Annotated in this window: 17 protein-coding genes and 1 pseudogene; 16 read left to right on the top strand and 2 right to left on the bottom strand. The window is 49.1% G+C overall.

The window, feature by feature from the left end; genetic code table 11:
* Window positions 1-169 precede the first annotated feature (169 nt).
* The 3 genes from G8759_RS28480 to G8759_RS28490 are packed head-to-tail and all read left to right on the top strand — an operon-like array spanning window position 170 to window position 2,834.
* Window positions 170-1,273: a vWA domain-containing protein gene (locus tag G8759_RS28480; protein WP_167216061.1), complete on the top strand. Its 1,104-nt coding sequence runs from the start codon at window positions 170-172 to the stop codon at window positions 1,271-1,273.
* 5 nt (window positions 1,274-1,278) lie between these two features.
* Window positions 1,279-2,160 (top strand): serine hydrolase, encoded by an 882-nt coding sequence (locus G8759_RS28485; protein WP_167216063.1) that lies wholly within the window; start codon window positions 1,279-1,281, stop codon window positions 2,158-2,160.
* Window positions 2,157-2,834, top strand: a complete 678-nt coding sequence (locus G8759_RS28490; protein WP_167216065.1) for a uracil-DNA glycosylase family protein — start codon at window positions 2,157-2,159, stop codon at window positions 2,832-2,834. The genes G8759_RS28485 and G8759_RS28490 overlap by 4 nt, the downstream gene beginning before the upstream one ends.
* Before the next feature lie 78 nt (window positions 2,835-2,912).
* On the opposite strand, the gene G8759_RS28495 is transcribed toward G8759_RS28490, so the two are convergent.
* Complete coding sequence (locus G8759_RS28495; RefSeq protein WP_167216067.1) at window positions 2,913-3,428, bottom strand: lipocalin family protein; 516 nt, start codon at window positions 3,426-3,428, stop codon at window positions 2,913-2,915.
* A gap of 249 nt (window positions 3,429-3,677) precedes the next feature.
* A complete protein-coding gene (locus G8759_RS28500; RefSeq protein WP_167216069.1) occupies window positions 3,678-4,181 on the bottom strand; it encodes a lipocalin-like domain-containing protein in 504 nt (167 codons plus the stop codon).
* 225 nt (window positions 4,182-4,406) lie between these two features.
* On the opposite strand from G8759_RS28500, the gene G8759_RS36235 reads away from it, so the two are divergent.
* The 13 genes and pseudogenes from G8759_RS36235 (at window position 4,407) to G8759_RS28560 (ending at window position 23,199) form a co-directional block, all read left to right on the top strand.
* On the top strand, window positions 4,407-4,985 hold the full coding sequence (locus tag G8759_RS36235; RefSeq protein ID WP_262890629.1) for an alpha-L-fucosidase: 579 nt from the start codon (window positions 4,407-4,409) through the stop codon (window positions 4,983-4,985).
* Window positions 4,958-5,755: an alpha-L-fucosidase gene (locus tag G8759_RS36240; protein ID WP_262890630.1), complete on the top strand. Its 798-nt coding sequence runs from the start codon at window positions 4,958-4,960 to the stop codon at window positions 5,753-5,755. Before G8759_RS36235 ends, G8759_RS36240 begins: the two co-directional genes overlap by 28 nt.
* Before the next feature lie 203 nt (window positions 5,756-5,958).
* A complete protein-coding gene (locus G8759_RS28510; RefSeq protein WP_167216071.1) occupies window positions 5,959-8,496 on the top strand; it encodes a carboxylesterase family protein in 2,538 nt (845 codons plus the stop codon).
* A gap of 917 nt (window positions 8,497-9,413) precedes the next feature.
* Window positions 9,414-11,843 carry an outer membrane beta-barrel protein gene (locus tag G8759_RS28515; RefSeq protein WP_167216073.1) on the top strand — a complete coding sequence of 810 codons (2,430 nt, stop codon included), beginning with the start codon at window positions 9,414-9,416 and terminating at the stop codon, window positions 11,841-11,843.
* 41 nt (window positions 11,844-11,884) lie between these two features.
* Window positions 11,885-12,958, top strand: a complete 1,074-nt coding sequence (locus G8759_RS28520) for a hypothetical protein (RefSeq protein WP_167216075.1) — start codon at window positions 11,885-11,887, stop codon at window positions 12,956-12,958.
* Between the two features lie 12 nt (window positions 12,959-12,970).
* Window positions 12,971-14,458 carry an MBOAT family O-acyltransferase gene (locus G8759_RS28525; protein WP_167216077.1) on the top strand — a complete coding sequence of 496 codons (1,488 nt, stop codon included), beginning with the start codon at window positions 12,971-12,973 and terminating at the stop codon, window positions 14,456-14,458.
* Window positions 14,459-14,959: 501 nt separating this feature from the next.
* Window positions 14,960-15,418 (top strand): hypothetical protein, encoded by a 459-nt coding sequence (locus G8759_RS28530; protein WP_167216079.1) that lies wholly within the window; start codon window positions 14,960-14,962, stop codon window positions 15,416-15,418.
* Between the two features lie 263 nt (window positions 15,419-15,681).
* The gene (locus G8759_RS28535; protein WP_167216081.1) at window positions 15,682-16,002 is read left to right on the top strand and encodes a heavy metal-binding domain-containing protein; all 321 of its coding nucleotides are present in this window, start codon (window positions 15,682-15,684) and stop codon (window positions 16,000-16,002) included.
* A 151-nt stretch (window positions 16,003-16,153) separates the two neighbouring features.
* Window positions 16,154-18,292, top strand: a complete 2,139-nt coding sequence (locus G8759_RS28540; protein ID WP_167219322.1) for a S9 family peptidase — start codon at window positions 16,154-16,156, stop codon at window positions 18,290-18,292.
* A gap of 14 nt (window positions 18,293-18,306) precedes the next feature.
* A pseudogene (locus G8759_RS28545) lies at window positions 18,307-19,946 on the top strand (M1 family metallopeptidase).
* Between the two features lie 24 nt (window positions 19,947-19,970).
* Window positions 19,971-20,891 (top strand): dihydrodipicolinate synthase family protein, encoded by a 921-nt coding sequence (locus tag G8759_RS28550; RefSeq protein WP_167219323.1) that lies wholly within the window; start codon window positions 19,971-19,973, stop codon window positions 20,889-20,891.
* Window positions 20,892-20,950: 59 nt separating this feature from the next.
* Complete coding sequence (locus tag G8759_RS28555; RefSeq protein ID WP_167216083.1) at window positions 20,951-21,949, top strand: 4-hydroxyproline epimerase; 999 nt, start codon at window positions 20,951-20,953, stop codon at window positions 21,947-21,949.
* Between the two features lie 2 nt (window positions 21,950-21,951).
* Window positions 21,952-23,199 carry an NAD(P)/FAD-dependent oxidoreductase gene (locus G8759_RS28560; RefSeq protein ID WP_167216085.1) on the top strand — a complete coding sequence of 416 codons (1,248 nt, stop codon included), beginning with the start codon at window positions 21,952-21,954 and terminating at the stop codon, window positions 23,197-23,199.
* The last annotated feature ends 300 nt before the right edge of the window (window positions 23,200-23,499 follow it).

Genomic DNA, 23,499 nt, shown 5'->3' on the forward strand with positions numbered 1-23,499 from the left:
TCATTGTCCCGGCAACCGAGCGAACAAATTCGTGAACCTCGCTGTTCTCTGAGTACTAAAATAGGCCTTCTTCTCACCAATTTTAGCGAACAACGAGACCCAATACCTTGCTGATACGTTAGCGAAGTACTACTTTACGTTTCTTCACTGACACAAAACGACTTTACTGATGAAAGGCTTTCAATTTTCCGATTACGTACCACCCGAACAGAAGGAAGGCAATAAATTCGACCAACTGCTCAATATTTTCCAGCAATTGTTGCTGCTTACCTCTGGTGATGTAGAGCAGGCTATGTCGTGGATGAGCCAGCTCGATCGGCAATATGGCCTTACCGACGACAAATACGGGATTGGCAATTTCTTCGATGACCTGAAAGAAAAAGGGTATCTGACCGAAGAAAATGAAGAAGGTCGCATTGTGATGACGCCTAAAAGCGAACAAACCATTCGCCGGAGTGCGCTGGAAGAAATTTTCGGTAAACTCAAACGCTCTAAGTCGGGCGGGAATCACAACACACCCTACACAGGTACTGGCGATGAACTCAGCAGCGATCTCCGTTCGTATCAATTCGGCGATACGCTTGAGCAAATCTCGATGACCGAATCGATCAAAAATGCCCAGATCAATAGCGGTGTCGAAGAGTTCCATCTGATGGAACGCGACCTGGAGGTAACCGAAAAAGAGCAGAAAACACAGACATCGACCGTATTGATGATCGACATTAGCCATTCGATGATTCTGTATGGCGAAGATCGGATTACACCTGCCAAGAAAGTAGCCCTTGCGCTGGTCGAACTGGTTAAACAGAAATACCCGAAAGACACGCTGGATATTGTTGTGTTTGGCAACGATGCCTGGCAGATTCAGGCGAAAGAGCTTCCCTATCTGGAAGTTGGCCCGTATCATACAAACACCGTGGCCGGGCTGGAACTGGCCATGGATTTGCTGCGTCGGCGGAAAAACAAGAACAAACAGATTTTCATGATCACGGATGGAAAACCAACGTGTCTGAAAGAAGGGATCAAATATTATAAAAACTCATTTGGCCTTGACCGCAAGGTTGTCAGCAAAACCCTGACTCTGGCTGCCCAATGCCGTCGACTGGAAATTCCGATCACGACCTTTATGATTGCCTCCGATCCGTATCTGAAACAATTTGTGCAGGAGTTTACGAAGGTTAACAACGGACGGGCTTACTACAGTGGCTTGCAGGGTCTTGGCAACATGATGTTTGAAGATTTTCAGCGAAACCGTCGGAAGAATATCAAATAAGCCGTATGCTATCAGCCGTATCGAATAAAGTCGGGACACTCCTCCCGACTTTGTTTTTGTTCCTCAGTATGGTCACGAATGCACTTAGCCAACCTCTAACCGACTCGCTGACTGCCTATATCCATCGATTACCCAAAAACGCCCGCATCAGCATCGCCACTAAATCATTGGCCGACAGCAGTTTGTCATTTTATGAGCGAGCCGATGAACGGGTTCCATCTGCCAGCGTGATCAAACTGCCGATCATGATCGAAGCGATGGAGCGGGTAAAAGCCGGAACCCTCGATCTGGACGAGATTCATATCCTGACGGACTCCGAAAAAACCGGTGGCGATGGGGTTTTAAAAACCTATTCACACCGTAGCCGCGTCAGCTACCGCGACATGCTCCGGCTCATGATGGTTTTTAGCGACAACACGGCAACCAACATCTTTATCAACGAACTCGGCCGCGATGCTATCAACCAGCGCATTCGCCAGCTTGGTCTTACCAAAAGCCAGCTTAACCGGGTCATGATGGATACGCTGGCTGCCCGGCAAGGCCGAGATAATTACGTGACAGCGCGGGAAATGGGTCAGTTGCTGGAGAAAATTTACCGAAAACAAGTCGCAACGCCCGAACTCTGCGATCAGATGATCGATATTTTGAAGCAAAACGAAGATACGAAGACGATCCCCAGTTTGTTGCCAAAAGGAACGGTTGTAGCGCACAAAACCGGCACGCTGACCAACGTCCGGGGTGACGTTGGTGTTGTGTATGCAAAATCGGGCAATCAGACTAAGCCGTTTTTGCTGTCTATATTTGTAGAAGGCATCGCCCAACCAGAAGCGGAGCGAATTATTGGCGAGGTCGCGTTCATCTGTTATAGCTATTATTCCCACCAATGATCAACTTCGCCGATAAAGCCATTGCTTATTACAATTCGCTTGCTGCTCCCACCAATCTGCCACCCGACATTGGCGTTATGAATCCGTATCAGGAACCGGTAGTGCAGCATCTGGTCAGCGAATTTTACAGCCGTTTTTTCCATGATAACAGGCCCCGCATTTTCGTTTTGGGTATTAATCCTGGCCGATTTGGTGCGGGTGTAACGGGGATTTCGTTCACAACACCCCAGAATCTCCGCCGGTATTGTGGTATTGACAACAACCTGCCCGATACCCCCGAACTTTCAAGCCGGTTTATTTATCAGGTTGTCGAAGCCTTTGGTGGCGCAACAGCGTTTTATGGCCGTTTCTTTCTGACCTCTCTGTTTCCGCTCGCCTTGACCAAATCAGGGAAAAATTACAATTTCTACGATGACCGAATGACAACCGAAGCACTCTGGCCCGCGATTACTGAAACCGTTCGAACGCAGATCAACTTTGGCTACGATAGGCGGGTAGCCGTGTGCCTGGGGCGCAAAAACGAGACGTATCTGCGTCGCCTGAACGACCAGCAGCATTTCTTCGACCGTATTGTTACGCTCGATCACCCGCGTTACATTCTACAGTATAAAACGAAAGTTGTTCCCGTTTATCTCGAACACTATATTTCAACCTTGTACGACTGCCTGGAATAGGGCCTGAAACCGGCTACCAGTCGTTTTATAAACGTACTTCGCTTATACGTTTGTCAGCTCTCAGCGTAAGCCCTGATTTTATAACCTGATCAGTTCCAGAATAAATACAACAGGCTCTAGTTTCCCATCACCATCAAAATCATCACTTTCTGCTTTAGACATTTTCAGCGTATTACCGCTTACTACGGCATCGTACGATTTCGTAGTACGGCTATTGGTTATTGTCAGTTTTGGCCCGGTCAATGTCCAGGTAGAGCCATCTTCAATGGGTCCTTCTCTTACGGTTGAGCAGGAAGCAATTGGTGTAGTCGTTATTTTCCCTCCAGCGTTGAACGTAATTTTTGCCTGCTTGACGCATTTAATTACATCATCTCCCAAAAAGGCACCGTAATAGACGAACAAATCGGCTGTTTTTTGCCCATTTCCCAGCAAATCCACAGCTGGGTCTACCTTATAGGCCGAAATAGTCCAGTTTCCTTCAATTGATGAAGCTTTTATAACGTCACCGTCATCTTTTCTACAACTTCCCAGCCACCCTATTACAGACAGACCAAGAATACAACCAAACCAGCGCTGTAATCTGTATCTATTCATAAGTGAATTCCCACAAACAACAGCCATTTTCTGTATCGCTAAAGATGAGATACAAACGTAACTTAATTCTCAGGCAAGTGAAAACCAACGTCAAATTCTATTCGGCCAACACAATCGATCTCAGGCCTTTAGCCTCAGTTCGTGCTACGGCAAACGATGCTGGTCAAAGGTCTGAATCTACCGCCGACTAAACACAAAAGCAGCCCATTTGAGAACGGACTGCTTTTTTCAGTAAAGAGAGAATATGCCTTATGCGCGCTTAAATTCGATGACGGTTGTGTAGGTTTCGTTTTTCCCGTCGCCATCAAGATCATCCTGTTCGGTAACGCTCCAGGTCATTGTGTTACCACCCACGGTCAAATCATATACCTGTGGACCGTCGCTGTCAGTAATTGTCAATTTATCACCCGTCACTTTCCAGGTTGAGTTATCCGTTGCCGGATTGAAATCGTCGGCATCGCCCGACTGACATTTTGGTGAGGCAACGCCCGTCACTTTACCATTGCTGTTGAACGTAATCTTGCTGTCGGTCAGGCAGGTAATCGCGTCAGCACCAACATATTGCTTAATAAGTTCGAGGTAATCTTCAGTCTGGTTGCCCTGTTTCAATTTCATGCCGGAAATTTTCCAGCTTCCTTCTACCGAATTTGGCGTCACGACATCACCACCGCCATTTTCTTTCTTACAACTTCCGAACCAGAGTGGCATTGCCAGTACTAATGCCCATGTGAGTAAACGACCTAATTTCATCATGTTTATTTGTTTCTACTGCTTGAGTTTTTTTCAGTTTCGAAACAAAAGTATCGGGGCTACAGATGATCGACAGGGGCAATCGGGTTGAATCGTAAAATCCTATTAACGAAGTGTCATAAGAGTAGGATGAATTGATTGCGCGGTTATTGTTATAGTAAAAGCCATTAGCCCATTTCTTTTAAAGTCAACAAATTCTGTATAACGTAACTGTAATTCTTCTGACGCATGCGTATTTTATTCATTCTACTTCTGTCTTTCGGTCTGTTCAGCCAGCCATTAGCCCAAACCAGTTATCAACCAACGCCCGACAATCTGGCTGCCCGGAAAGCGTTTCAGGACGATAAATTTGGTCTCTTCATTCACTGGGGTGTTTATAGTATTTTGGGCGATGGAGAATGGGTGATGAACCAGCGGCAGATTCCGATCAAAGACTACGAAAAACTCCCGACGTTTTTTAACCCCACTGCCTTCGACGCCAAAGAATGGGTTACTATGGCTAAAAATGCGGGCATGAAATACATCACTATTACGAGCAAGCACCACGATGGCTTTGCGATGTATGATTCCAAAGTGTCTGATTACGACATCGTTGACCGAACACCCTACAAAAAAGATGTGCTGAAAGCACTGGCCGATGAGTGCCGTGTGCAGGGCATCAAACTGTTTTTCTACCACTCCCACCTCGACTGGCACCATCCTGACTACTTCCCCGCGGTCAGACCGGTAAAACAGCAGGCCGCCCCGAAAGTGGTGATTTCGATAAGTACCTCACCTACATGGATACGCAACTATCCGAACTGCTGACCAACTACGGTCCTGTTGGTGGCATCTGGTTCGATGGCTGGTGGGATCAGTCGGCCCATGATAAAAATGATCCGCATAAAACCGTTGTCGACTGGAAACTCGATCGGACTTACTCCCTCATTCACAAGCTTCAGCCTGCCGCATTAATTGGCAATAACCACCACGTTGCCCCGTTCCCCGGCGAAGATTTCCAGATGTTTGAGAAAGACCTGCCGGGGCAAAACAAGACTGGTTTTAGCGGAGAGTCAGTCATTGGGCAGCTGCCGCTCGAAACCTGCGAAACGATGAATGGGGCCTGGGGTTTCAACATCAAAGACAACCGGTATAAAAGCACAAAAGATCTGGTGCAGTACCTGGTGAAGGCCGCCGGTCATAATGCCAATTTTCTGCTAAACGTTGGACCGATGCCCAATGGTAGAATTCAGTCGGAATTTGTCAAAACGCTGGCCGAAGTGGGGCAGTGGATGCAGAAGAATGGCGAAACCATCTATGGTACGCGCGGAGGACCGGTTCCTGCCAGGGATTGGGGTGTCACGACAGCCGTAGGCAACCGCGTTTTTGTCCATATCCTCAACTGGGAAGATCGCCAGCTAACGCTCCCGCCCGTATCCGGCAAAATCCGCTCGGCTAAACTGTTTGCCGACAAGAGCCCGGTTAAGGTCGTTCAAACGCCCGAAGGCATTGTGTTAACCATGAATTCGGGCCCTTCAGCTGATGCCACCGATACAATCATTGAACTGGAAATGGCTCCCGAAGTAGCTAAGAAATAAGTGGGCAGGTTTTCGTTTTCTGTAGAAACCGCTAAGCATTTGTATGGGTTATTTTTTTGCCGATGGCCGCAAAAATACTGCGGCCATCGGCATTTTGACTGGCTTAAATCGGCGGCAAAATGGGTTTTATTTGTAAAATCTTCCCCCTGATTGTAGTATTACCGTTCAGAATCTACCTCAGAGATTGATTGATACTTCTCAACATGCATAGGTTAATAAACACCATCGGCCTCCTGTTTTCTACGTTTTACTTCATACAGGCACAGGTTCCCGTTACGCTAAAATCAGGGCCAAACGTCTATCAGTTCACCAAAGGTCTACTAGCCAACACGGGGAGCCGATATGGTCGGGAAGCCATTTATATGGACCCACTAGCCTACCAGCTCTATACAAATACGCTTAAACAGCCAACGGAAGGATCGGTATTCGGCACAACTGAACAAGGTCAGGAAATAAAATGGCAGCCAATTGTAGCCGATAGTCTGAATCGGCTTCGGAGTCGAAATGGATTTAGAGGTGGACAGGGTGGTCCCGCCGGGCCAGGAATTATACCCGGAAATAGTCGGGGAGGTATTGGAAATGGCGGTGGTTATATTTACCTGACCTACTCCTCTCCCAAAGAGCAAACGGCTCTGCTAAATATCAAAGGCAACAGCAATGTGTATGTCAATGGAGAACTACACATGGGCGATGCCTATAGTATGGGCTATCTGGCCTTACCGGTAAAACTCAAAAAAGGCCTCAACGAATTTTATGTACGCGGCATGGCGATCGTTGCCAGTCTGACGTTCCCCGAAAAATCGGTTTTGTTCAATACCGATGATCCTACGCTTCCCAGTATCGTTCCGGGAGGTCAGAACGCGAACTTGCAGGGGGGCGTGGTTGTCGTCAATACGTCTGATCAGCCCCTAACAGGTTTGCAGCTAACGAGTAAACTGGCAGGGAAAGAAGTTACCTCGCTCCTCCCATCGATTCCGGCCCTATCGATTCGAAAGGTTCCATTTACGTTTGATGGCAGTGGTGTGAGCACCAAAGGCAAGTATGATTGCGCCATTACGCTGGTCAAAAAGGGTAAATCCATCGACGAATCGAAGGTGACTGTTGAGGCCGTTGCTCCCGGCGAGTCATACAGCAGCACCTTTATCAGTACAATCGATGGCAGTCTGCAATATTACGCCGTTACACCACAGTCTTCCACCAACACAACGAATGCTGCGTTGTTTCTCTCCGTACATGGCGCTGGTGTCGAAGCAATTGGTCAGGCCAGAGCCTATAAACCCAAGGACTGGGGCACCTTAGTGGCGGCTACGAACCGGCGTCCACGTGGCTTCAACTGGGAAGATTGGGGACGACTGGATGCACTGGAAGTGCTGTCGATCGCCAAAAACAGATTTAAACCAGATCCACAACACATCTACCTGACCGGGCACTCGATGGGAGGGCATGGTACCTGGTTTCTGGGAGTGACTTACCCTGATAAATGGGCAGGTATCGCTCCCTGTGCGGGCTATCCGACCTTAAAAGAATACGGTTCGGCCGACGGTGTTATTCCCGATAGCAGCAATAATCCGATGGAGCGTATGTTGTTGCGGGCGGGCAATCAGAGCGATGTACTAAAATTGGTTAGTAACTATAAACCGTTGGGTATCTATGTCCTTCATGGCGATGCCGATAAAACAGTGCCCGTAACGTATGCGCGCCAGATGCGGAAGCTATTGGGCAATTTTCATTCAGATCTGAGTTATTATGAGTATCCTAACGGCGAACACTGGTTTGGCGACCAGAGTGTAGACTGGAAACCCTTATTCGATTTTTTCAAATGGCATCAGCGACCCGTCGATTCGACGGTGAATGCCATTGATTTTATGACGTCCAGTCCAGGGATTTCGTCCGCTTATTACTGGGCTTCCATCGAACAGCAAAATCAGCCCTTGCAATACAGTCGAATAAAACTCAATCGGACGAAAGCCACGATTACGGGTTCGACTGAGAACGTCCATCTGCTGAAACTAAAGCTGGCTGATTTTGGCGCAAATACCCGCATCAAACTCACACTCGACGGGATGGCTGCCGTTGATTATACGACGAAAAGCACACACGATAGTTTATTTCTGCGTCGCGAAAATGGTCAATGGCTGATCGCTCAACAACCCGATTTAGCTCAAAAAGGTCCGCATCGCTATGGAACGTTCAAAGATGCCTTTACAAACCGAATGGTTTTTGTGTATAGTACACTTGGCTCCAAAGAAGAAAACGAGTGGAGCAGCCAAAAAGCCCGCTATGATGCCGAAACCTGGTATTATCGGGGCAATGGTGCTGTCGACATTATAGCTGATAAAGAGTTTTCGCTCCAGAAATATGCCGACCGGGGAATTATTGTCTTCGGTAACGCCAGCACAAATGCTGCCTGGAAATTACTTTTAAATGACTGTCCAATTCAGGTCGAGCACAATTCGATTCGCGCAGGGAACCAGAGTTGGCAAGGCGACGATCTGGCCACGTATTTTGTCTGGCCCATCAAAGGATCGCCCATGGCGTCGGTGGCCGTGATTGGAGGAACAGGCCTGAAAGGATTGAAAGCAGCTTCCGCGAATCAATACTTCGCCGGAGCAAGCGGTTTCCCTGATTTTATGATTTTCAGTCTGGACATGCTAAAGACCGGCAGTAAAAGTATAAAGCAGGCAGGTTTCTTCGACAACGCCTGGAAATTGATTGGTAATGATACCGCTCTGAATGAGTAAGCTTCAGAAATAACAGGGTGGTGAATCACCCACAAAGACACGTCAAATTGAGCTGATTTAGTTCGCGTGGCAATCGGATCATCATCCGATTAAATGTCTGACTATAAGTATGTTAATAAAAATAAACATCCATAATTAAGTTATCAAAGTTCCAATTTATTGAGTAAACGGTAGGTTTTCATAAATAGGTTTACTGAACTTACCGTTCGCTCAAACTACTCAGTAAATATCCGTAAAAATACCTATTTTTATTCTACAACTAAACGAGTATGCCGGCGCCTACTCTTGTCTGGAGACTTGCTGTAGCCGGTTGGCTGAGTGGTCTTTACCTTCTCCAAAACCTGAAATGGTTGTTGGTTTCGCGAATAACGATTCAGGCTCCTAACACCTTGTCGAGCTAAGGCTCTTCTGTTTTGTAATGACTTAATCCAATTGCTCTTTCCAAGCTCTTTGTTGAGCCTGGCCGGTAGCGTTGTAGCTGTCATTTCCTTTTTTCTTTTGGCCAATTGCCAAATTGTCGTAGCTCTACTGTGCATTGCTGGAACAGCCGTGTTACCAACAACCTGATTTTCAACGACTCATCAGAAAACAAAAAAATCCATTTACTGAATGGATTAAGCACACGTAAACCACACCATTATGAACATATACTTTCCTTCGCTGAACATAGGTATCGCTCGTAAAAATGAGCAAGCGAATAAAACCACTCTATAAGCAAGGCCGGGTCGAGAAATTAATCCTTAGATCGGTAAAATCGGCATAAGGATTCTGATCTACACGATCGACCTCTCTACGATCTCAGTTTTATACAGTACCTGCCTGGTACATACTGTAGAGCTGATCATTCGCACAGTTTTCAGGAGTAAACAAATCCATGCGCCATCCTGACAGGAAGCGTTTATCCACACCTAATCATCATGAAATCAGCACAATGGACTTTTGCCATAATCAGCTTATTGGTTAGCCAGGCATCCGGACAAACAACACTTACAGGAGCCATTCGCGACGGTGTGGGCAAACCCCTGCCCTATGCGAGTGTGGCCTTGCTAAACGCCCGTGATTCGAGTACTGCCAAAGGCACTGCCAGTGATCAGCGGGGAGCATATGCCTTTGAGAATGTTCGGATTGGGCGGTATATCGTGCGGGCTACAGCCGTTGGCTATCAGAAAATGCATTCAGTGATCCTGGAAGTCGGCAATACACCAACCGATGTTCCGACGCTGGCCTTGTCTGAAATTACGGGTAAACTGGCCGAAGTACAGGTAACGGCCAAAAAGCCATTCGTTGAGCAGCAACTCGATCGCATGGTCATCAACGTTGCCAACAGTATTGTGGGTAGCGGCAGTACAGCGCTCGAAGTGCTCGAAAAGTCGCCGGGTGTAACGGTAGACTATCAAAACGAGCGGCTCCAGCTACGGGGAAAAGATGGCGTTATTGTTCAGGTCGATGGAAAACAGACCTATCTCTCGACACAGGATGTCATTGCGCTGCTGCGGAGCATGTCGAGTGACAATATTGAGAAAATCGAGCTCATTACGAATCCTTCGGCGAAGTATGACGCAGCTGGAAATTCGGGCATTATCAACATTCGGCTCAAAAAGAATAACAGCGTTGGCACCAATGGCTCGGTATCAGTGGCTGGCGGCACGGGCCAATTTGATCGCGAACGGGGAAGCCTGCAATTCAATCACCGCACGTCTAAACTGAACCTGTTTGGTAATTACAGCCTGAACCGGGGCGGTAATTACTGGGATTTTAAGCTGGATCGCAATCAGCCTGATCCCAGTGCGACTGATCCGGCACGGCGGAATGTGGTCAGCCAATATACGCACCTGATTTTTCGCGACCTGGGCCAGAATACTAAAGCAGGGCTTGATTTTTCGCCGTCTAAAACGACAACAATAGGCGTGGTGTGGACGGGTTTCTGGAGCGATCATAACGAACATGGACCGGCGGGGGCAAGTTTCCGGCGGGGTGATGGTCAACCGATTTACCTGCAAACATCGACCGAAAAAACGTATTCAACGGTTTCGCAAAATCAGATTGGCAATCTCAATCTGCAACATTCGTTCGGCGAAAAGGGCGGTCAGCTATCGGCCGACTTCGATATTGGCCATTTTAATCGTCAATATTCGAACAGCCTCTTAACCGAAACACTTGTTGCCACCACCGACGTCAATCCACCAACGGGCGGGCTGTTGATCACACAGCCCTCTACAGTGGACATCCGTACGGTGAAGGCTGACTATAACCGTCCACTATCGAAAGGATGGAAACTGGAAACCGGCCTGAAAAGTGCATCGGTACAAACCGACAATGATCTCCGCCTGAGCAGCGGCCCAGATGGAGTGTTGATGCCTGACCCTACACTATCGAACCATTTTCAGTATACCGAGCGTGTCAATGCGGTTTATGCCAGCGTGTCGGGGAAGTGGGGCAAGTCAGATGTCCAGATGGGTTTACGAACCGAGCACACCCATTCAGAAGGCAATTCACTAACGCTGAACCAAATTGTGGTTCGGGATTACTTAAAGTGGTTTCCGAGTCTGTTTGTGTCACGGCCCCTGTCGGCAAACCAGACGTTTACCTTTTCCTATAGTTATCGGATCGACCGGCCTAACTACCAGAACCTGAATCCAGCGCGGGGGTATGTCGATCCATACGCCTATAGCCAGGGAAACGCCTACCTGAGACCGCAGTTTACGCACGCGCTGGAAGGCAAGCTAAGTCTAAAAAACGGCCTGTTCGGGTCATTGGGAGCCAACTACACAACCGACCTGATGTTCTTTACGATTCATGCCCTGGAAGGCAATAAAACCTACGTCACAACGGAAAATCTGGGTAGTGCCCAGGGCTACACCCTGACCTTGAGCTGGCCATTGACCGTTGTGAAAGGCTGGCAGCTACAAACCAATGTACTGGGCTATTATAACCGCTTTGAATATGACTACGAAGGAACCGTTCTGCAGGTACAGAACATAGCAGGGCGGCTGAACGGCAACAATGCGTTTACGCTGGGCCACGGCTGGACCGCCGAACTCAATGGATGGATCAGTACGCCCGCTGTAAACGGTATCTGGCGCACACCCTGGCTTGGTGCTATGGATACTGGCGTGCAAAAAACTGTCTCGTCATCGCTCAAGCTTAAGTTCAGTGTGCAGGATGTGTTTCATACCAATCGTTTCCGCCCATCTGTCGAAACGGTGAATGGGCGACAGGCAGGCGTTCTGACATTCGACACACGTATTGCCCTGCTGAACCTGACCTATTCGTTTGGCAACCAGAAGCTGAAGGGCGAGCGTCAACGGCGTACCGGCTCTGATGACGAGACCCGTCGGGCCAATTAACGCTATCGACATTTTTTATTCTCTATTTATTAACCATGCTCATGAAAACAACCGATTATCCAAAAGCAGCCTGGCTTACGCTGCTGCTCGTATCAGCCTTCATTGTAGGCTGGGAACTGTACTGGCGGCACGAGAACTACGTATTATCCTACAACGATGACGAAAGTCTTTGGGCCAGTAAACGGAAACTGATTTACCAGAGCAGTCCGGCACGGCCTGTTTTGATCGGCTCGTCGCGCATCAAATTCGACCTGGATCTGAGCACCTGGGAACGAATAACCGGCCAAAAACCTATTCAGCTATCGATGGTCGGCACGTCACCTCGCCCCATGCTGACCGATCTGGGCAACGACAAAGACTTCAAAGGAACGGTCTTAATCGACGTAACAGAAGGGCTGTTTTTTACGCCAACCGGTTCGTTTCCAGAAAAAGAGGCAATTAATCGGGTTACAGCCTATCCTAAATGGTCATTGTCTCAACAGATTAGTTTTCAGATCAATCGTGTATTGGAGACTAATTTCCTGTTCCTGGATGCCGAGCGATTAGCCCTGAATCCGCTGCTGAATTTACTGCCGATTCCACCCCGACCCGGTGCCTGGGGCGGCCCAAAATTCCCGCCTGAGTTTGCAGTAATCGATATTGACCGGCAAACGAAAATGACTGATGCATTTGTGGCCGATACAACGATTCAAAATAAGGTAAAGGCGGTCTGGCTGGATATTGGAGCACATAGCCCCAAACAGGCAATTGCCGGACCTCCTTTGCTGGAAATACTCAATTCGACAAAGCAGTCGGTCGATCAGATTCGGGCGCGTGGTGGTCAGGTTGTGTTTATCCGAACACCGTCGGATGGCCCTTTTCGCCAGATCGAAAAACAGATGTTCCCTCGTGAATTGTACTGGGATCGACTCCTGGCTCACACAAAGACACCCGGCATTTTTTTCGAAGACTACCCAGCTCTCACTGGTTTTCACTGCCCGGAATGGTCACATTTGACGCCCAAAGATGCTGTTCGTTTTACGGAAGATCTGATTCCGATTATTGAGAAAAAAATGAGCTGGTCGATCCCCCGAAGTTCGTTCAACCCGACTAAAAAAAATATGTCATCTCTATAGCGCACTCAACTCATGGTCTTTAATTCCTACACATTCATTATCTTTTTTGCTGTACTATTAGGGCTGCATAATTTACCTTTTTCGTGGCGGGCAAAAAAGATCAATCTGCTGCTGGCCAGCTATTTGTTCTACGCTCTCTGGAATCCGCCGTTCATTTTGCTGTTATGGCTCTCGACCGTGGTTGATTTCTACATGGCCCGGCTGATTTCGCTCGAACAGCGTCTTCTTCGCCGGAAACTCCTGCTAACGGTTAGCCTCGTTTTGAATCTGGGCATGCTGAGTTATTTTAAATATGGCGGCTTTCTGCTGGAGAATTTTACGGCCTTATTAGCAGCCGTAGGTATCGTTTTTCAGGCAGCTAAACCCGATATTATCCTGCCGGTCGGCATTTCGTTTTACACGTTTGTGACACTCTCCTATACGCTGGATGTCTACCGTCGTAAGTTTGCTCCTGAACCCTCGTTCCTGAACTTTGCCCTATTCGTAACCTTTTTTCCGCACCTGGTTGCGGGGCCGATTGTACGCCCTGAAGATCTGATTCCTCAGTTCAAAACACCACGTCGGGCAACGGCCGAACAACTAAGCTGGGGGTTATTTCTGCTATCGCTTGGCTTATTTATGAAAGTCACCATAGCCGATGGCCTGCTGGCCGAAACGGCCGATCTGATTTTCTCGCTGCCGTTCCCGGTACAGACACTCGACGCGTGGATGGGCGTACTAGCCTTTTCAGGGCAGATATTCTGTGACTTTGCGGGCTATTCGACCTGTGCCATCGGCGTATCGCTATGCCTGGGTTTTGTTTTGCCTGAAAATTTTCGCTATCCCTACGCAGCCATTGGTTTTTCTGATTTCTGGCGCCGGTGGCACATTACCCTCTCGACCTGGCTGCGCGATTACCTCTACATTCCGTTAGGTGGCAATCGGCATGGATCGGTTAGAACATACGTTAACCTGATGATTACCATGCTACTCGGTGGTCTGTGGCATGGAGCATCGTGGACATTTGTGATGTGGGGCGGATTACACGGATTGTTTCTGTGCATCGAACGGTTATGGCGCGACTGGTCGGCCCGCCGACGTGCGAAAGTGGCTGAGCTGGTGGTCGATGGCTCGATGATTAGCCGGGCTTCGGTTATTCCACCAATAGCCATTTCCAATTCATTCACCCGATTTGGCCTCGCCTTGCTGACACTCTTTCTGGTCAATATAACCTGGGTATTTTTTAGGGCTCCTACGTTTAAAGGAGCCATGTTGCTCCTGCTTGCCATGTTTGGCATCATTCCCAATGGTGCGACCATGCTCACGAATCTGGCCATTCTGACCGTCAGTATCATCACCGTGGTATTGATTGGCTGTCACTGGTTTATGCGCAATAGTTCGCTGGTACAGTTGTCGAAACGCCTGCCCTGGTGGGCAATCAGTCTGGGCTGGGCAGCCATGTTGATTCTGGTTATTCTGACCCAGAAAAGTAGCGGATCGTTTATCTATTTTCAATTTTAACGCCCGGATTCCTTCATTTTTCGCCTACCAATAAACTCAACGTTCCGAAACAGTGCCGCCCGGTACTGTTTCGGAACGTTAACTATACTACGCTTCATTTAATACGAATACGCTGTTGTTCAGTTCAGACCAGTGCCACGGTTTCTACTGTTGTCCCTAATAACCTTGGCACGGGTCTAAACTGAACACAGTCCTGAGGGTATTAACCCGCAACAGCACAACGTTAAGGCAGCCATATTACGCAATACGACCGACGTTAAGGAGTCTATGAGCATGGCTTCGCTGTGGGTTCGCTTCACGATTCCCTCCATTCAACAGGGCTAAATTGGCAATAGCTTACTGATCTACAGCTAGCCTGATCACATAGATAAATTAATTGCTACGCTTGTTGCCAAAGTCCTGACTAACAGCGACTCATTAAGAAACCAGACAATGTCTGTAGAATAAATTCTAAATAAGGATGCTACGCTTAAACAAAGCATTCTCAAAACTATCCACACCATGAAAACAAGACTATTTCCATCAAACCGATACTGGTATTCCAGCATCGGCCGGGCGCTCTTTGGCCTTTTACTTCTGGCCTCCCCTTCGCTTTATGCCCAGACCTTTGCGGGAAACCCTTTTCTCACTACTGATCCAGTCAGTTTCCGGGCTATAATCATTCCGGATAAAAACAGATCGGCCATCAATGTTCGCGTTGAAAAGCAGAACGCCAAAGCCCTTCGGATTCGGCTTTTTAGCGTAAAAAGCAAAGAAATTGTGTATGATAATTACGTCACCAAGAACAAGTTTTTCGGCCGGTTCGATATGTCAACCTTACCGTATGGCGTATATGCTATTGAGCTAAGCACCCAATCAGCTAAGCAGACAGAGATATTCCGGATTGAGCCATCGTCATCCGATCGTATTGTACTGGTAACTAAACCATTAGAGCGTGACAGCCTACTTGCCCAATACTGAACTTGTGACTACTGCTCGGCCAACTTAAACCGATAAAGTTTTTGAAACTTTATCGGTTTAAGTTGGCCACATTCATGACTAGTACGTATAATATATAACTTGGAATAGTACTACCTTGCCAGCCAGCCAGTCCGGATATTGATCGTTTCACGCCAATTGATGCCTGAACTACGACCGTCTATGTATTAATTGGCGTGAAACACGCAGTTGAATAAACAGACAACTGTATATTTACGATCTTTACCACTCATCGCTTCCTGTCAATGCTCATAACCACTACTCCTAACATCGAAGGCAAACAAATTACACAATACGTCGGTCTGGTCAACGGGGAAGCCATTATCGGCGCGAATCTCGTCAAGGATTTCTTTACTACGATACGGGATGTAGTTGGCGGCCACTCCGGAGCCTACGTACAGGCGCTCCGCGAAGCAAAAAGTATTGCTATCAAGGAAATGATCGATCAGGCCACCCGGCTTGGAGCCAATGCAGTGATTGGTGTCGACCTGGATTATCAGACCATCGGTAGCAACGGTGCTATGCTCATGGTTAGCGCCAATGGCACGGCGGTTATCGTTGAATAGAGCCTCTTTTCTGGCAGCATACTGAATTTCGTGTAACTTTACTGGCTAACCGAAACAAGCTGCTTTTTTCGTGACTTCATCACCCTTTTCATTTCGCCAAACCCTGCTGACAGCCTGGCTTGGTTTATCTGTATCCCTTTCACTGGCTCAGATCCCCGGTCGTCAAACCCATTGGTCAGCGGATGGCAATGCCTACGCATCAATCGAACAGGGCGACCTGGTTAAAACCGACATTCGTACTGGCCATAAAACGCCATTAATCACGAAAGACAAATTCCGTAAGTCAGGTTCTGATCAACCGCTGGTCATTACGGATTTTGCGTTCACACCCGACAGCAGTCAGCTTCTGATTTTTACGAACACCGCACGGGTCTGGCGATACAACACACGGGGCGATTACTACTTGCTGAACCGGACAAGTGGCCAACTCCGGCAACTCGGTGCAGGTTCCGGTGCATCGGCTTTACCCGCTCAATCGTTGATGTACGCGAAATTTTCTCCGGATGGCAAGAAAATAGGCTATGTCAGCGATCACAATCTGTTCGTAGACGATTTGGCAACGGGTAAGCGAACCCAACTCACGACCGATGGCACACGCAAGCGTATTAATGGAACCTTCGACTGGGCCTATGAAGAAGAGTTCGATTGCCGTGACGGTTTTCGGTGGAGTCCCGACAGCAAACACATTGCCTATTGGCAAATTGACGCCACCCGAATCAGGGACTACCTGATGCTGAATACAACTGACTCCAGTTATTCGCACATCGTCCCCGTTGAATACCCTAAAGTTGGCGAGAACCCTTCTCCTGCCCGGATTGGGATCGTGGCAGCAACTGGCGGAGCCACCAGCTGGCTGGCTATTCCCGGCGATCCGCAGCAGCACTACCTCACCCGTATGGAGTGGTTCCCGAATACGGACGCTGTTATTGTCCAGCAATTGAACCGTAAACAGAACGAGAGTAAGTTATTTATTTGCAATCCAACCAACGGTTCGGCCAATCTCATCGCAACGGAGACAGACAAAGCCTGGATCGATGGCAAAGACCGCTGGAATCCTGCTGGCCCTGCTGGCTGGGAGTGGCTCAACGGCGGCAAAGCGTTCGTCTGGGTATCCGAAAAAGATGGCTGGCGGCATATTTACCGCGTTAGTGCCGATGGCAAACAGGAGGTTTTGCTAACGCCCGGTTCCTACGATATTTCGTCAATTAGCCACATCGACGAAGCAAGTAATCAAATTTACTTCATCGCGTCTCCTGAAAATACCAATCAGCGGTATCTGTACCGCACTCGTCTGGATGGGAAGGGAAAAGCAGAACGAGTAACACCCGCCGGACTGGCCGGTACGCACGGCTATACGATTTCGCCCAACGGCCGGCTGGCGACGCACACATTTACAAGCTACCAGACCCCCCCAGCGCGCGAATGGATAACCCTCCCCGACCACAAGCCGGTCATTGAATCGGAGAGTATTGCTGCTCGGGTTAAACCCGTTCCGAAATCAAACGTCAGCTTTTTCAACCTGACCACCGAAGATGGGGTTACGGTCGATGGGTGGATGGCTAAACCAACCAACTTCGACAGCACGAAAAAATACCCGGTCGTTTTTTACGTCTATGGCGAACCAGCCGGTAGCACAGTCAACGATGTTTTTTCGGTGGGGAGCAACAACATGTTCGTGGGCGATATGGCCAAAGCGGGCTACATCTACGTTGCCCTCGACAACCGGGGAACGCCCAACCTGAAAGGTGCTGCCTGGCGCAAGTCTATTTACCGCCAGATTGGCCGCATCAACATCCGCGATCAGGCGATGGGGGCTAAGAAATTATTGGCACAACATGCCTATATGGACACCAGCCGCGTGGCGGTGTGGGGCTGGAGTGGCGGTGGTTCTACAACCTTACACCTGTTGTTTCAATACCCGGATGTTTACAAAACGGGTATTTCCATTGCCGCTGTGGGCAACCAGCTCTTCTACGACAACATCTATCAGGAGCGTTATATGGGTCTTCCTCAGGAAAATCGCGAGGATTTTGTAGCCGGATCACCCATTACGTACGCCAAAAACCTGAAAGGAAACCTACTTTATATTCACGGCACTGGCGACGATAATGTCCATTACGACAATGCTGAAGTGCTGATCAATGAGTTGATCAAATACAATAAGCAGTTTCAGGTAATGCCTTATCCAAACCGGACACACAGCATTTCGGAAGGACCGGGCACATCGCAACATCTGCACACGTTGTACACCAATTATCTGCTTCAACACTGCCCTCCGGGCCCTCGTTAAGCGTCTTTTCGATTATGACCCGATTGACATTAGTCCTGCTACTGATTACATTGCCACTTCTGGTATCAGCCCAAAAGTATGAATTTACCCATGACGATACCCTGCGCGGCTCCATCACGCCCGAACGGGCCTGGTGGGATCTTGCTTTTTATCATCTTAAAGTCCGGGTTCAGCCTACGGATAGCACGCTTAGCGGCTCTACAATGATCCGGTATCGCGTTCTGAAGCCGGGGCAAACCATGCAGGTAGATCTCCAGCGGCCGTTACGAGTGGTAAAAGTTGAACAGGGTGGTGAATTGCTCAAATTTCGGCAGGATGGCAACGCGTATTTTGTTGACTTGACCAAGCGGCAACAACCCGGCCAGACGGAATCCATCACGGTGCATTATGCCGGGAAACCACGCATTGCCAAACGTCCCCCTGGGATGGCGGCATGGTCTGGTCGCGGGATAAATCGGGAAACTGGTTCATTGCCACTGCCTGCCAGGGCCTGGGAGCCAGCGCGTGGTGGCCCTGCAAAGATCACATGTACGACGAGCCGGATTCGATGGCTATCAGCGTGACGGTTCCTGAAGGGTTAACCGATGTTTCGAATGGTCGGCTACGGCAGGTAATAACGAATCCGGATCACACGCGCACCTTCAACTGGTACGTAACCAACCCGATCAACAACTACGGTGTAAACTTGAACATCGGGCAATATGAACACTGGAGTGAGAAATATGCGGGTGAGAAAGGGCCGCTTTCCATCGACTTCTATGCCCTGCGCGACGACGTCGATTCTGCTCGTTCACAATTCAAACAGGTTACCCAGATGATGAAAGCGTTTGAGCATTGGTTTGGGCCCTATCCGTTCTACGAAGACGGCTACAAACTGGTCGAAACGCCTTATCTGGGTATGGAGCACCAAAGCTCGGTCACGTATGGCAACAAATTTCGGAATGGGTATCTGGGCCGCGATTTATCTAAAACAGGCTGGGGATTGCTCTGGGATTTCATCATTGTCCACGAATCGGGGCACGAGTGGTTTGCCAACAACATTACCTACAAAGACGTAGCCGATATGTGGATTCATGAAAGTTTTACGAACTACTCCGAAAATCTGTTCACGGAATATTATTACGGCAAAGATGCCGGAGCACAATACGTGATCGGCTGTCGTGGTAACATCCGGAACGACAAGCCCATTATCGGTATCTACAATGTTAATCATAGCGGCTCCGGCGACATGTATTACAAGGGAGGCAACATGCTTCACACCATCCGGCAGCTTGTCAACGACGACGAGAAATGGCGGCAACTGCTGCGTGGGATGAACAAGACGTTCTATCATCAGACCGTTACGACTCAGCAAATTGAGGACTATATGATCCAGCAGACTGGCCTGAATCTCAAACCTATTTTCGATCAATATTTGCGCGACACCCGAATTCCAGTACTCGAATATCGCCCGGTTGCGGGCGGTCTTCAATACCGCTGGACAAATTGCGTCGCTGGATTCGACATGCCCGTGCGCGTATGTCTCGATGAATCGGGGCCGTATAAGCAGCTAGCGCCAACCGCACAATGGAAAACGTTGGCAGCCAAGGGAGCAGTAACGCTTATCCCGGATGCAAATTATTATGTATTGAGTAAGTTAGTGAGTAGTCTTTAATTTTAACCAACCTCAACTATGGCAATCAACTGGCAAGGCGTGTTTCCGGCCTTAACGACCAAATTCACAGCAGACGAAGAACTCGATCTGGTTGCATTCAGCGCTAATCTGGCAGCACAGCTCGACGCTGGCGTAGACGGCATTATTCTGGGTGGCTCGCTCGGCGAAGCCAGTACGCTTTCCAATGACGAGAAAGATACACTCGTCAAAACAGCCGTTGATTATGTTGACGGACAGGTTCCGGTGGTGTTAAATATTGCAGAGGGAGCCACTCGGGAAGCCGTCCGCATTGCCGAACGTGCTGCCGGGATGGGCGTTAGTGGGTTAATGTTATTGCCGCCGATGCGCTACAAAGCCGATGAACGTGAAACGTGCACATACTTTAAGGCCATTGCCGCAGCCACCGATCTGCCGATCATGATTTATAACAACCCGGTTGATTATAAAATCGAAGTGACACTCGACATGTTCGAAGAATTAGTTGAATTGCCGACCATTCAGGCCGTTAAAGAATCGACCCGGGATATCTCGAATGTTACCCGGCTCCGCAACCGATTTGGCGACCGGATCAAAATTCTGTGCGGGGTTGATACGCTGGCCATGGAAGAACTGGTTATGGGTGCCGACGGCTGGGTAGCCGGGCTGGTCTGTGCGTTCCCACGCGAGACTGTAGCCATCTACAGACTCGTCAAAGCAGGCCGTTACGACGAAGCCCGTGCCATTTATCGCTGGTTTCTGCCCCTGCTGGAACTGGACATTCATCCGAAACTCGTGCAGTACATTAAATTAGCCGAAACAGCCGCTGGGCTAGGTACAGAGTACGTACGCGCTCCCCGCTTACCGCTCGTCGGCTCTGAACGCGAGCGTATCCTGAATGTCATAAACACAGGTCTCGCCAACCGGCCAAAACTACCCGCACTGGAAGAGTTGGTTCATGTAGACTGAGGTGTCGATCGTTGACATGATCCGGTCAGTTCTTCATTTCCCATTCTATATTCCAGTTCATGAAGTCTTTTTTTTGCATTGACGCACACACCTGCGGTAACCCCGTTCGGGTAGTGACAGGCGGTAGTATTCCGTATTTGCATGGGGCAACGATGAGCGAAAAACGTCAGCATTTCCTGCGCGAATACGACTGGATTCGGACCGGACTGATGTTTGAGCCACGCGGCCACGATATGATGTCGGGCAGTATACTCTATCCGCCCAGTGACCCCGCCAACGATGTGGGTGTTCTGTTCATTGAGACGTCGGGCTGTTTGCCCATGTGCGGTCATGGCACCATTGGTACAGTTACCGTTGCCATTGAACAGGGCCTGGTGACTCCCAAAACACCAGGCGTGCTGAATCTGGAAGTTCCCGCCGGACTCGTTAGGGCTGAGTACCGGCAGGAAGGCAAAAAGGTCAAATCGGTAAAGATTACGAACATCAAATCGTACCTCGCGGCTGAAAACCTAACGGTTGAATGCCCCGACTTAGGCACATTGACCGTCGATGTAGCCTACGGCGGAAACTTTTATGCCATTGTTGACCCGCAACCTAATTTCCCAGGGATAGAGCAATTCAAGGCCGAGCAACTCATTGCGTGGGCGCGAACGATGCGGCAGCGGATGAACGAGCAGTACACGTTTGTACATCCCGAAAATGCCACCATTAATGGACTAAGCCACATTCTCTGGACTGGTGAACCGCTTGACCCTACGTCAACAGCCCGCAACGCTGTATTCTACGGCGACAAGGCAATTGACCGATCGCCCTGCGGCACCGGAACCTCAGCCCGATTAGCACAATGGTATGCCAAAGGCAAACTAAAACCCGGTCAGGATTTTATCCACGAAAGCATAATCGGCTCAAAATTCATTGGTCGCATTGAGGCCGAAACGGAGCTTAATGGCCAGCCTGCCATCATTCCCAGCGTTGAAGGGTGGGCGATTATTCACGGATTCAATCAGATTTTACTCGACGAGGACGACCCGTATAAGCACGGATTTCAAGTGATTTGATCATGAACGTAGGAATCATCGGCGGGGGCGTCAGCGGTCTCTTTTCAGCTTATTATTTACGACAGGCAGGGCATGAGGTGACCCTCCTGGAAAACGGTACGTTTGCCGATAGTTGCTCGCACGGCAATGCAGGTATGATTGTGCCCAGTCACATTATTCCACTCGCGGCACCGGGCATGATCGCCAAAGGGATTCGGTGGATGTTCCGGTCGACCAGTCCATTTTACGTAAAGCCACGGCTCAACCGCGATTTGCTGCAGTGGGGCTGGCTTTTTTATAAACATGCTACCGCCGAGCACGTAGAACGGGCGATTCCTGTGCTACGCGATCTGAGTTTTTTGAGCAAAAAACTCTATCAGGAACTCGCCACAACGGGCAATCTCGACTTCGGCTGGCAGGAACGTGGCTTACTGATGCTCTATCAGACTCCCGACAACGAGCACGAAATGGCTGATGAAGCCAATGTAGCCAATCGGGCGGGTGTTGACGCACAGATCCTGACAGGTCAGCAGGTACAGGATCTTGAACCGACAGCTAGGGTCACAGTACGCGGGGCTGTTTATTATCCCGGCGATGCACAGATCTACCCCAATCAGTTGATTCAGGCACTCGTCATTCGGTTGCGACAACTAGGCGTAACGATGCTCGAGAATCAGCAAGTAATTGATTTTTCACTCCAAAACGCTCGTGTTCAGGAGGTTATTACGACTACGAATGCTTATTCATTCGATGAAGTGGTCGTTGCAGCCGGAGCCTGGTCGCCTGAATTGACCCGAAAGCTGGGGTTATCGCTACCCCTACAGGGCGGAAAGGGCTATAGCTTCATGCTTCCGAAGCAGGATCAAACCATTCGGGTGCCTGCCATTATGCTCGAAGCACGCGCTACGGCTACACCGATGAACGGTCAGCTCCGGTTGGCCGGAACGCTCGAAATTGCCGGAACCGATCTGTCGGTAAACCCGAATCGGGTTCGGGGTATCGTACAGTCGATCAATCAGTATTATCCGGATCTGGCCGTTACAATGCCCGCGACTGAAACGGTCTGGCGGGGGCTTCGTCCCTGCTCCCCCGATGGACTCCCTTACATTGGTCGCCTGAAGCATCTGCAAAATCTGACACTCGCCACCGGGCATGGCATGATGGGCGTTAGCCTTGGCCCGGCAACTGGTCAGTTGGTTGCCGAGACCATTACGGGTAGAACTGCCAGCCTTTCACTACAGCCATTTGCTCCTGAACGGTTCAGCAAGTAGCCGATCCAGTTTTTTTACAGCGTAACCAGAGCGAGTCACTGAGTCAACGGAGTATTTCTCTGTTCTCCCGGTGACTCGCTCTGCTTATGTACCACTTGAGAGAATTTACAGACAATAGCTGTTTTAGATTAAAAAGTGATTAGGCTCTTTCTGTAATCACCTGATAGTGTGTACTCTTTCCTCAATACAGTCCGGATTCTGCCAATACGTTGTATACCGTATGCAACATTTGATTTGACATCGACGTACATAATTACAGAAGGCGGCCTATAGTCTTCCAACTATACAGATCAAGATGAG

This window comes from Spirosoma aureum (assembly GCF_011604685.1).
Taxonomy (GTDB): domain Bacteria; phylum Bacteroidota; class Bacteroidia; order Cytophagales; family Spirosomataceae; genus Spirosoma; species Spirosoma aureum.